General features: G+C 50.9%; 13 protein-coding genes. 6 read left to right on the top strand and 7 right to left on the bottom strand.

Annotation, left to right across the window (positions count from 1 at the left end):
* The first annotated feature begins 3 nt into the window (after positions 1 to 3).
* Together DCH402_RS18235 and DCH402_RS18240 are read left to right on the top strand one after the other, a co-directional pair.
* Entirely contained in the window at positions 4 to 486 is a 483-nt protein-coding gene (locus DCH402_RS18235) for a very short patch repair endonuclease (protein ID WP_040002663.1), read from the top strand.
* Positions 487 to 682: 196 nt separating this feature from the next.
* Positions 683 to 1306 carry a LysE/ArgO family amino acid transporter gene (locus DCH402_RS18240; RefSeq protein WP_040002664.1) on the top strand — a complete coding sequence of 208 codons (624 nt, stop codon included), beginning with the start codon at positions 683 to 685 and terminating at the stop codon, positions 1304 to 1306.
* Between the two features lie 89 nt (positions 1307 to 1395).
* On the opposite strand, the gene DCH402_RS18245 is transcribed toward DCH402_RS18240, so the two are convergent.
* Positions 1396 to 2199: a hypothetical protein gene (locus DCH402_RS18245; protein ID WP_040002665.1), complete on the bottom strand. Its 804-nt coding sequence runs from the start codon at positions 2197 to 2199 to the stop codon at positions 1396 to 1398.
* Between the two features lie 474 nt (positions 2200 to 2673).
* Between DCH402_RS18245 and DCH402_RS18250 the strand changes: the two genes are divergently transcribed.
* A complete protein-coding gene (locus DCH402_RS18250; RefSeq protein WP_040002666.1) occupies positions 2674 to 3012 on the top strand; it encodes a hypothetical protein in 339 nt (112 codons plus the stop codon).
* Between the two features lie 247 nt (positions 3013 to 3259).
* Here DCH402_RS18250 and DCH402_RS18255 read toward each other — a convergent pair whose 3' ends face one another.
* Entirely contained in the window at positions 3260 to 4654 is a 1395-nt protein-coding gene (locus DCH402_RS18255) for a DUF6880 family protein (RefSeq protein WP_040002667.1), read from the bottom strand.
* 5 nt (positions 4655 to 4659) lie between these two features.
* Positions 4660 to 5508 carry a pirin family protein gene (locus DCH402_RS18260; protein WP_040002668.1) on the bottom strand — a complete coding sequence of 283 codons (849 nt, stop codon included), beginning with the start codon at positions 5506 to 5508 and terminating at the stop codon, positions 4660 to 4662.
* Positions 5509 to 5935: 427 nt separating this feature from the next.
* Between DCH402_RS18260 and DCH402_RS18265 the strand changes: the two genes are divergently transcribed.
* Positions 5936 to 6181, top strand: coding sequence for a GNAT family N-acetyltransferase (locus DCH402_RS18265; RefSeq protein WP_233276300.1), 246 nt, complete (start codon positions 5936 to 5938; stop codon positions 6179 to 6181).
* A 404-nt stretch (positions 6182 to 6585) separates the two neighbouring features.
* Here DCH402_RS18265 and DCH402_RS18270 read toward each other — a convergent pair whose 3' ends face one another.
* The 4 genes from DCH402_RS18270 to vapB all read right to left on the bottom strand — a co-directional run bounded on the left by DCH402_RS18270 (position 6586) and on the right by vapB (position 8803).
* The gene (locus DCH402_RS18270) at positions 6586 to 7533 is read right to left on the bottom strand and encodes a nucleotidyl transferase AbiEii/AbiGii toxin family protein (RefSeq protein ID WP_040002670.1); all 948 of its coding nucleotides are present in this window, start codon (positions 7531 to 7533) and stop codon (positions 6586 to 6588) included.
* On the bottom strand, positions 7526 to 7921 hold the full coding sequence (locus DCH402_RS18275) for a DUF6088 family protein (RefSeq protein ID WP_033576632.1): 396 nt from the start codon (positions 7919 to 7921) through the stop codon (positions 7526 to 7528). The genes DCH402_RS18270 and DCH402_RS18275 overlap by 8 nt, the downstream gene beginning before the upstream one ends.
* A 247-nt stretch (positions 7922 to 8168) precedes the next feature.
* Positions 8169 to 8573 carry a type II toxin-antitoxin system tRNA(fMet)-specific endonuclease VapC gene (gene vapC, locus DCH402_RS18280; RefSeq protein WP_040002671.1) on the bottom strand — a complete coding sequence of 135 codons (405 nt, stop codon included), beginning with the start codon at positions 8571 to 8573 and terminating at the stop codon, positions 8169 to 8171.
* On the bottom strand, positions 8573 to 8803 hold the full coding sequence (vapB, locus tag DCH402_RS18285; RefSeq protein WP_040002673.1) for a type II toxin-antitoxin system VapB family antitoxin: 231 nt from the start codon (positions 8801 to 8803) through the stop codon (positions 8573 to 8575). Before vapB ends, vapC begins: the two co-directional genes overlap by 1 nt.
* Before the next feature lie 325 nt (positions 8804 to 9128).
* Between vapB and DCH402_RS18290 the strand changes: the two genes are divergently transcribed.
* Together DCH402_RS18290 and DCH402_RS18295 are read left to right on the top strand one after the other, a co-directional pair.
* Positions 9129 to 9341, top strand: coding sequence for a helix-turn-helix transcriptional regulator (locus DCH402_RS18290; RefSeq protein ID WP_040002675.1), 213 nt, complete (start codon positions 9129 to 9131; stop codon positions 9339 to 9341).
* A gap of 79 nt (positions 9342 to 9420) precedes the next feature.
* Positions 9421 to 9843, top strand: a complete 423-nt coding sequence (locus DCH402_RS18295) for a hypothetical protein (protein ID WP_040003733.1) — start codon at positions 9421 to 9423, stop codon at positions 9841 to 9843.
* Positions 9844 to 9929: the final 86 nt, after the last annotated feature.

Genomic DNA, 9929 nt, shown 5'->3' on the forward strand with positions numbered 1-9929 from the left:
ATCATGGCTGATGTGCATAAACCAGAGATTCGCAGAAAAAACATGAAAGCGATCGGTAATCATGACACAGCCATTGAATTAAAAATCTCCAGCATACTCGATCAACTTGGGTTCGAATTTCGAACCCAGGTAAAAAACATGCCAGGAAAACCTGACTTTGTCATCGATGAATATAGAAAAGTCATTTTTACTCATGGCTGCTTCTGGCATCATCATAATTGTCATCTTTTCAAAGTTCCCGCAACCAGAACCGAGTTTTGGTTAAAAAAAATAAATCAAAACGTCACAAGAGACAAAGAGAATAATCAGAAATTAATTTCCGATGGATGGAGCATTTTACTTATATGGGAATGTGCTATTCGTGGCCGATACAAACTTTCAGAACAGGATATTTCTGAACGTATAGAAGAATGGGTTTGTGCAGGAGATTACTCTGCTGAGATAAACATATCAGGGTTACATCATCTAAAGGATCAGTGTTCATAATAATCTCAGACATTCATTATCATCATGGCTATAGTCTCCTTTCATTAAAAATACTAATTACAGATTAAATCTATTCATTGGCCTTATCGCCGAAATTTATCCATTATCCACACCCAACAAAGGACTGGGCGGAAAAACCGCTCAACCCATTGTTATTATTTATTTTTTCAAATTTATTCGTGATAAAAGAGAGCCCATGCCGTTACCTATTTTTATTACCGGTTTTATGACCAGTGCCGGTTTGATCGTCGCGATCGGTGCGCAAAATTCCTTCGTGTTGCGTCAGGGGATGCGCCGGGAGCATGTGTTCTGGGTCAGTTCGGTGTGCTTTTTATGTGATATGGCGCTGATGACGCTTGGCGTGCTGGGCCTGGGGAAAATCATCAACGACAGTAAACCGGCGATCACGGCGCTGACGCTGGCCGGGGTGCTGTTTTTGCTGTGGTACGGTTACAACGCGCTGAAAAGCGCCTGGCGCGGCAACAACCAGTTGACGCTGCCCGAGGGCGACGGCCTGCGCCGCCGGCGCACGGTGATCGGCGCCAGTCTGGCGGTCAGTCTGCTGAATCCGCATGTCTATCTGGATACGGTCGCCATCATCGGCGGTATTTCTTCCGGCATCGCCGCCGACCTGAAACTGTTTTATCTGGCCGGCTCCATCAGCGCGTCGTTTATCTGGTTCTACACCATCGGTTACACGGCCGCCGCCTGCTCGCGTTATTTCGCCAGGCCGCTCACCTGGCGCATCATCGACAGCCTGATCGGCTGCTACATGATTTTTATGGCGTTGCAGTTGTGTCGCTTTTTGTATCAGATATAAAGGTATTCTGACGCGGCCACCCCGCCGCGTCGCTATTCAATCTCCAGTGCTGACCTACACAACCTAAAAGAGCCAGCCAGGCAGGAAAACTAGTTACCCCGATAAGCGGTATCGGTGCCCATATTGCTGACATACACGTTGTGCGCCAGCCCGGTTTCCTTCATTGCTTCCCAGAAATGTTCGTCTTGTACCAATGAAGGCAGGCTTTGCCACTGCAACACCTTTCCCGTCCCCCCGTTACGCTGATACAAACCGAACCAACCGATAAAGCCGGACGCTTCAGCCACCGGCGCAAGTAGCACCATCGTCGAGGACGGCTGGCCGTGCGCCTGACGCATCAGTTCCAGCCATCCCAGCAGTTGCGGCGGCGACAATGGCTGCCCGGCGTGCCCGTGCAACACGCCGGCATAAAGGCAGGCAGGCCGCGGTTTCAGTTCCAGAAACTCGCTTGCCGACATATCCTTACCCGTCAGGTGATTATCTCCCCAGCCTTGCGGCGAAAGGCGAAGCTCGCCCTGCTCGACAGCGGCAAATAAATCCAGCCCCAGCAGAAGGTAATGGCTATCCGGTAATACGTGGTTTTCTTTAGCGATCACCGGCAGCGCCAGATCGGCCCCTGGCACCCACTCCGGCGTAAACGCTTCTTTGACGGAGAAGATCTTCTCAATCTGATGAATGTTTTGTCGGGCATTAAAATCGCACCGATAGAGAATATCGAAAAAGGTTTCCCCCTCAATGTCGCGCGTCATCACCGACGGCGACACCGGCATTGTCAGCCTCAATGTGTTCAATAGCTCGGGCAGATAGTTCAGTAACGCCGCCTCGGCATCCGTATTCGTATCACGCACCCAGGATTTCCGGCGGTGTTGCTCTTTTAAATGGTAGCCTTTCATGGTGTTTCCCCCGACAGATAGATGTCTTCACACCATAATTCGGCACGGGAAAATCCCTCCGGCGACAAATAGGGAAAAATGGGTGGGGAATGGGGAGTTGCAGAAGGTGAGCACGACCTGCCAGCGACAGCGTTTCGGCACGGTTGCCGGTTGATTTTGCGAGCGGCATTCCAAAACGCCCTGCAACAAACCTGTAAATATATACAGCCTCTTTCACCCAGTGTGCGGCTGGCATAGAGTGTGTGTGCTGCGGCAACATCCGCAGCCGGGACTGGAACCCCCGATACTCTCAAGACTGAAAAACGCTTTGTTTTTTCAGGGGCTACGTGCACACTCGTTACGGTGATGCAGGCAGGGCAACCGCAAGGTTGACCGGTCTTCTTGAGAACCGGGGTTCCAACCCTGTCTGTGTCACCACCAGGTCTGGAACCCTTGAGTGGTGACGTGTTGATACAATCTCAAGGAAAACAAATCATGACGGATAATCACATCACTCCCGCTGACAGCAGCATCACCCTTTTCCGCGAGCTGATCGCCAGCCTGCCGTTCCACCAGCTTGATGAGGTTCAGCTCTGTGACCTTGGCGCTATCGCTGCGGAATCCGTTTCCGGGTTGTGCCACGGGCTGAGTGAACTGGGCGACAGGCTGCAAGACGGTGCCGACATCGGCCCCGAACAGCGTTACCAGTTAGGTGCCAGCCTGAATGCCGCCGCGCACCTGATCCCGGCGCTGCTGGAAATGTGCGAACAGGCGGAACGCCACGCCCACGCGCTGCCGCAGGCGAAGGAACCCATCCCGCTCTACGCGGTTTAAATACGTGACTGCACAACGCATCACACAACCCGGCGTGCTTTAACGGCTCAGGCAGCCAGCATTCATGCCGGGCCGATATACATCCGATATGTACCGTTACCCCGGTACATCTCACATCGTACATCGCTGTTGCTGTTGCTGTTGCTGTTGCAAACCGTATACCGGGTTGATGAACGTTGTCTGGCAGGAAAATGCGGGTGAAGCGCCAGCAAGGAGCTTCACCCGGTAACCACACCGCTCCGGCACATTAATCGACCAGTGTAATGCCTTGCTTCGTCACCTGTAGCGCAGGGATTTTCTCCTGCATCGCCTTCCACAAGGCATATTTACGAAAATGTTCGCGGTGCAGTGCCTGCAACCAGCCGATTGTCTCTTCCCGCCAGCCCGCGTCACCCGCTGCACGGGCGTAGTCAATCGCTTGTTTGGCGTCCGACGCGGCAGACGCATAATACTGGCTTTTCGCCGTACCGATGACCGACTCCGCCAGCCGACGCCGCAATATCACCGCCCCCGCCGTGAACCCCTGCTTTTTCAGCGTGGACGACAAGGTGCGCCAAAAAGAAAACGCACTCTGGAATGTTGATGGGAAAGCCAGCACATATTCGCTCCTGCCGGTGAGCAGGTCGTTAATCAGGGCATAGTGTTCGGTATCGGCCAGAAACTGCACCGTATGCTCAACCCCGCGCGCTATCGCCATCAACAGGTAACGCTCAAAATCCTGCCCGGCATCGCCGCCCGCTTTCAGATACAACTGCCAGAACCCGACATCCGGCGACTGACGGAACGTCTCTTCCGCCACCTGACGTGCCTCTTCTTTGCGCCCTTCTTCCAGCAACGCGTTAACCAGCAAGGTAGCCCACTCTTTTTTAGGCAGCATCCACTCCCGCGTGTGCTGTTTGAGCGCCTGAAGGATGGTGATCGCTTCCGGTGCACGCAGCTCATCAATCAGCAACGCGCACAGTTGCAGCACGGCGGTTATCTCGCTGACATTACCCCGTTCAAACAGCGCTTTGGCCTGCGCCACATCGCGGATAGCCAGGCTGAGGATAAAGGCTTCATCGTCATGCCCGTCTTTCAGCAGCAAATCGCGCAAGGCTCGCAGCGTCTCGGTACCCAGCTCGCCACGCCAGTTCACCAACCGCTCAAAATCAAACCACTGATCTTCCAGCGCCAGCGCGTAGATCTTCCCGGCAATCACCGCCGGAGACGCCTCTTTTTGCTGCGCCAGCGCAGCCATCCACACCTCAAACAAGGCGGAAAGGTAATCCATCCAGCTCCCGCTGGAGGTATCCACCTGCTGTGACAGCCGCTCAAAATCCAGAATCATGCGACCGGCCAGCGCCTCAACCCGCAAAAAATGCCCAGGAACTAACTTGCCGAGCGGAGCCACGATATCCTGCTCCAGATCGGCAAAGAAACCATCGGCCTGGTAGTAATCATAAAAACGCCTGCCGTTCGCCTCCTTGTCATAGGCTTTCTCCAGACGTTTTAGCACATCGTCCGGCGCAGACAACCAGCCGTTAACCAGCAAATCTCGCGCCGGTTGATGCTCACGGGCCAGCGTCAGCACAATCTCCAGCAATGTGTCACGGCTAAGATCGTTCAACGCGGCAAGCTGCTTTTTCGTCAATTTACTGGTCATGTGGGTTAAACCTTATCAAACTTCCCGGCGTGGTAATCCGCTATCGCTTGCTGGATCTCGTCACGCGTATTCATCACGAACGGCCCGTAAGAGACGACGGGTTCCTCTATCGGTTCCGCATACCCAAACAGCAGCACCGCCGCCTCCGTGGCGTTGATGACAACGGCATCGCCATCATCATGCATTTCCACTAAATTCCACGGTGAAACCGGAGTACCCGCGACTCTCACCGAGCCACGCACCACGTATAAGAACACGTTGTTTCCCTGCGGGGCAGGTAACACGACTTCTGCTCCCGGTTGCAACTGCACCACCGACATAAACACACCGGTAAGCGATGGGATCGGGCCGGTCACCCCGGCATACACCCCGGCAATCAACTGCATTTCCCCCTGCCCTGATGCCAGCGGCACACGGGGAATATCGTCCCGTTGCAGCCCGATATAACGCGGTGACGTCATTTTCAGGCGAGCGGGCAAATTCACCCACAATTGCAGGATCTCCATCGCGCCGCCCTGACGTTTGAAGTCCTCCGGCGACAGCTCGGAATGAACCAGCCCGGAACCGGCCGTCATCCACTGCACGCCCCCTGCATTGATAATGCTTTCATGCCCACCGCTGTCACGGTGCGCCAGACTCCCTGCCAAAATAAACGTGACGGTTTCAAACCCACGGTGAGGATGCGGCCCGAAAGGTAACCCCGAGTTATTCGGTGAATACACTTGTGGGCCGTGGTGATTCAGAAACAAAAAAGGATCCACCTGCGGCACGTCCGGACCGGGCACCGGACGACGGGTTATCAGGTCCGCAATGTCATCCCGATAAGCGGCATGGCAGGCTGAGACAGTACGCATAATTCCCTCGCTACACGAAAAAATTCGATGAAGGAGACGAACCCTATAAGGCACGATACCCGCACCATGTGGTGAGTGATAAAAACGTATCTCATATTTCCCCCGACGGGTGGAGATATAAAGCATATCGGTTAGCCTTATTCAAGATCGCCTTTCCGTGCTACTGGAGCCTGTTTAAAAATCGCTCCGACCACCGCTAAGGTACAGGTAATCACTATGTCGGGTAATACACCGTTTAACGATGTCTGTAACAACGCTTTTCTTCTGGACATCATGATGACGAGAATGCTGCCGTTTGTGAAACCTGACGGGCATTACGCCTGACACGCACTCACTTCTTTTGTGCCAAAACGATACCCAAAAGTATCAAGCCGATACCCATACTTTGCGTCAGCGTCAGGTTGCGCCGGACGCATTCCGGCGCACTATGCCTGACCCCATTTCTGTTCTGGTACTTGGCCGATTAGCCGTTGATGAACGTGACCAACGCAGGGGGATCGGTGCCGGGCTCCTGAAAGATGCGGTACTCCGCTCCCGCAATGTCGCGCAGCAGGTAGGCAACAAAGCGTTATTGGTACATGCGTTATCTGATGAAGCAAAAGCGTTCTACCAATACTGGGGTTTTGTCCCGTCAGAAATACAGGAACACACCTTATTATTATCGTTATGGTAGTAAATTTTTATCAGAATAAAGAAAGTGTCTTTGGTATCTGTCAGGGCCATCATGGTTATCCTTCCATAATCCTGCTGTGAGTATATAAGCCATATCGAACCAACATATATACTCGGTTCTATACTGTGGGTGGAATCAGATTGACTTCGATTGACAGAAAACTCGGGAAAAGCCTTGTATGGCGGGGATTTCAGGCATAAAAAAAGACGTCGGTTGACGTCTATTTATATACTGTTAGTGCGAAGGCCGGACACGCACATTATATATAACCTCATGATTTATTGATTATTTAAACAAAGAACTCAGGTATTATACCAACACAGATACCAACACCCGGAATAGTTAATTTTGGGACTCGAAGCCGCACAGATATTTTAGAAAGGAAAGATTGGCACCTGACGATATCATTGCAGCACATCTAATGCGGTTTGGCGAAAACAGGAATAGGCTTCTTCCCATGAAACGCGGATTTCACCAAACACCATTGGTGCTAAGAATTGTTGATAGCGCATTTTATAAACAGGATTACTTGCCAGCTCTTCCAGCCCTCTTTTTAGTTCCTCAACAGGCGATTCGCAGAACTCAGGATACTGATTACCGTAACGTGCAATATCTTGCTCAATACATTCCTGAATAAAATGGGTTAAAGCGGCAGCATTAACGCCTTTCTCTTTGACAATACAAAAATTGTCGTAGATATGGCGCACCAGTGATTCATCCTCTACTCGTTCCAAATCACGCATACTTGCAGCGGTTCTTCGCATTATCGAGATAAGCTTTTCAGCCTGCGTACTGATTATAGTGGCACATGGAAAAGCTCGAACCATTTCCCCTTTTTTCGTGACATCAGTTACCAATGAGCAAATATCACGCGTTTCTGATGATTCAAGCAAGTCTGTTTCCATTAACTCCAGTTTAATAAATGGCCGCAGGCAAGGGATTTGTGAATACATTTGCGGATAACGCACGGGAATTTCATTGTAACGATATTCATCGCGAGTGACTTTGGGATAGTCATCGTCAAAACTAAAAACCCTGGAAGCAACGATCGATTCGGTAATCGTTCGGATGATATCTTTACGTATATTCTTACGCTGACTTCTTGAGCTTTGTTGCAAAAAATTAGCAGTAGGAACCAGCTTAATATCTACATCTTCTGACATCCGGTTTAACGATATTCCTGCTTTTGATAACGCTGTACCTCCGGCAAAAACCAGTTGATGCGTATCAAAAGTCAGATGCCGAAGCAGGCGTAATAATTCAACGATGTAATAATCTTTCTCCACTATAGAGACAGACTCAATTCCAAGTGCATCAGCAACGTCAGGAAATAATGCTATTAACTCATCCATTTAACTTGCTATTCCCTACTGACAACACGCGCTTAAAACGTGGGGGGGTTTTGATTTCGATTGACGCCGGAACCTGAGTTGACTTGCCGCTATTGTAAGCGCTTGCTGCATCAGCCAGGCGATAGTCCACTTTCAGGCGCTCCAGCGCTTCGATCACCACCGCAGCAGAACCGCCGGGAGAGGCGGGCATTAGCCTACCCGTAATCACATTTTTCCGCGCTTTGGTATAGACGCCATAACCGACTTTCAGCAGTTGGCCCTCTTTTACCAATTCACGCAGCGCCCTGCCAACTTGATCGTAGCCAGCAAGATCTTTGAAGTCGTCACGAGTGAAAACATAACGCTTCGAGCGTTTCAGCCGCGACTGAATACGAGCTTTTATGGTCATGCCCCCCTCCTTTGAACATTTATTGAGCATAGCAAACATACGACATTTTTAATAGCAAAAATACGACTCATCATTTACCATCAGCCTAAAAATGAGGGAGCATTATTTGTGCTTCACAGGGAAAGAAATAAAATGCAATGAATTGATAATTAAGATAATAAAATCATTTTCATCCCTTCCAGGCTGAATTTTATAGCGTTAACCCAACCCGATTAGAGCCCTGTTTTGCGTAAAAGCCCTATGCGGATTATGGGTTAAGCCAGTTCTCCACACGCAGCCCCGGCACGCGCTCAAACTCACGGACATTGTTCGTCACCAGTATCAAGCCTGCCGAGCGCGCATGGCCCGCCAGCATCGCATCATACGGGCCAATTGGCGTTCCTTTTTTTGCCAGCTCGGCACGGATTTGGCCGGTATGCACGGCGGCATCAAACCCATAGGGCTGGATTTCCAGACGTGCGGAAAATCCTTCTATTACCGCCAGATTCTTTTCTGGATTGGCCGACTTTTCCGCGCCATAGATAAGCTCCATCAACGTGATGGCGCTTATCGCAAACTGCCCGTAATAACGCTGGAACGCCTCTCTGACCTCTTGCGGCTTGTTCTTTATGGTGTAAATGCAAATGTTGGTATCAAGCAGGTATTTCAACATCAAAAATCGTCCCTGATCTGTTCATCCGGTTGCTCTCTGGTGCTCATGAAATCCGGTGTCACGCCCGCTTCATCAAACCAACTGTCCCAGCTTTCGCCTGCCGGAGTAATGATACGCGTGCGGCCAATGGCGACAATATCGACATGCCTAACATCATCGGGTAACGCAACAGCTTTAGGGAGCCGTACTGCCTGGCTCCGGTTGCTTTTAAATACCGTGGCTTTTTCCATGGTGGCCTCCTCACTGAATAAATATTGAACTACCGATAGCATAGAATGCCGTTGGGATATGTCAATGGGATATACCTTTCAATGAGTCTGCATCAGGCGCTATAAATACATTCGGCCCTTCAGACAACACGAGCGGGACTTGTAAATGCTCAATGATCCAGTTTTGTGCCTGCAACCAGTCGATTGGCGGGATATCAGCCTTTATCTGCCACACGCCGGGGCAATGATATTGCGCCAACAGCAGACCGGTTGGTATGGCGGAGTCGGCAGGGGCATCAGATAACCACCGACTCCGGTATCCATCACCCAGCCGGAGAATACCACCATGACCAGCGAACCCAGCCTGCTCAAAGATCAATTCGTCGATATGGCGTTTATCACCAAATTGACCGGATTAACCGACAAATGGTTTTACAAGCTGATTCAGGACGGCGCATTTCCGCCCCCCATCAAATTTGGTCGCAGCTCCCGCTGGCTGCAAAGTGAAGTGGAAGCCTGGCTCCAGCACCGTATAGAACAATCCCGGGTATCACAATGACCTCCTTTTTACTTTCTGAACCATGCTGCGCGTGTCCGGCACGGTGCCAGAGGTGGGTAAACCTTCAAGGATTCTTAATATGCAAGAGACAAAAACACGTCATCACAGCCTGTTGACCCATTACCAGCGCTGGCTGAACGGCATTACCAGACTCGCCATACTTAATGGCATGTGCCACCCGAACATTCAGGCCAGCCATCACCTGATGATTGCCAGCCTGTATTACCCAACCATCGGTCAGGTGAATGCCGTTGTGCCACAATCTCTGTATCGCCTGATTTACCAGCAGCCCTCTCCGCCCTCAATATCAATCGCTACCGATTTGAACATCAGCCTGGAAACAGAAACAATATTGCTGCTGCGACATCCAATGCTGGAAGGTATTTTACTGAGCGAGTGCATTCGCCTGAAGCAGCGCTCGCTGGCGAACAAACTGATTAGCCTATTTCAGCAATTCAGCTCACCGGAATACCGATACAAACTCGTCTGGCTGTGCTGGTGAAACCTGAACCTCTCGGCCATTGGTACAATTAAATACTCAAAGTAGGGCAGCGGTAATTTATAGTTACCATATTCAGAACAGCCCCC

Origin of the sequence: Dickeya chrysanthemi NCPPB 402, assembly GCF_000406105.1 — a bacterium.
GTDB classification, from domain to species: domain Bacteria; phylum Pseudomonadota; class Gammaproteobacteria; order Enterobacterales; family Enterobacteriaceae; genus Dickeya; species Dickeya chrysanthemi.

Bases quoted from the DNA above. Each gene is read 5' to 3' on its own strand.
- DCH402_RS18275 (WP_033576632.1), bottom strand. From the start codon at position 7,921: ATGACCATAAAAGCTCGTATTCAGTCGCGGCTGAAACGCTCGAAGCGT.
- DCH402_RS18270 (WP_040002670.1), bottom strand. From the start codon at position 7,533: ATGGATGAGTTAATAGCATTATTTCCTGACGTTGCTGATGCACTTGGA.
- vapB (WP_040002673.1), bottom strand. From the start codon at position 8,803: ATGGAAAAAGCCACGGTATTTAAAAGCAACCGGAGCCAGGCAGTACGG.
- DCH402_RS18245 (WP_040002665.1), bottom strand. From the start codon at position 2,199: ATGAAAGGCTACCATTTAAAAGAGCAACACCGCCGGAAATCCTGGGTG.
- vapC (WP_040002671.1), bottom strand. From the start codon at position 8,573: ATGTTGAAATACCTGCTTGATACCAACATTTGCATTTACACCATAAAG.
- DCH402_RS18240 (WP_040002664.1), top strand. From the start codon at position 683: ATGCCGTTACCTATTTTTATTACCGGTTTTATGACCAGTGCCGGTTTG.
- DCH402_RS18255 (WP_040002667.1), bottom strand. From the start codon at position 4,654: ATGACCAGTAAATTGACGAAAAAGCAGCTTGCCGCGTTGAACGATCTT.
- DCH402_RS18235 (WP_040002663.1), top strand. From the start codon at position 4: ATGGCTGATGTGCATAAACCAGAGATTCGCAGAAAAAACATGAAAGCG.
- DCH402_RS18260 (WP_040002668.1), bottom strand. From the start codon at position 5,508: ATGCGTACTGTCTCAGCCTGCCATGCCGCTTATCGGGATGACATTGCG.
- DCH402_RS18250 (WP_040002666.1), top strand. From the start codon at position 2,674: ATGACGGATAATCACATCACTCCCGCTGACAGCAGCATCACCCTTTTC.
- DCH402_RS18295 (WP_040003733.1), top strand. From the start codon at position 9,421: ATGCAAGAGACAAAAACACGTCATCACAGCCTGTTGACCCATTACCAG.
- DCH402_RS18290 (WP_040002675.1), top strand. From the start codon at position 9,129: ATGACCAGCGAACCCAGCCTGCTCAAAGATCAATTCGTCGATATGGCG.
- DCH402_RS18265 (WP_233276300.1), top strand. From the start codon at position 5,936: ATGCCTGACCCCATTTCTGTTCTGGTACTTGGCCGATTAGCCGTTGAT.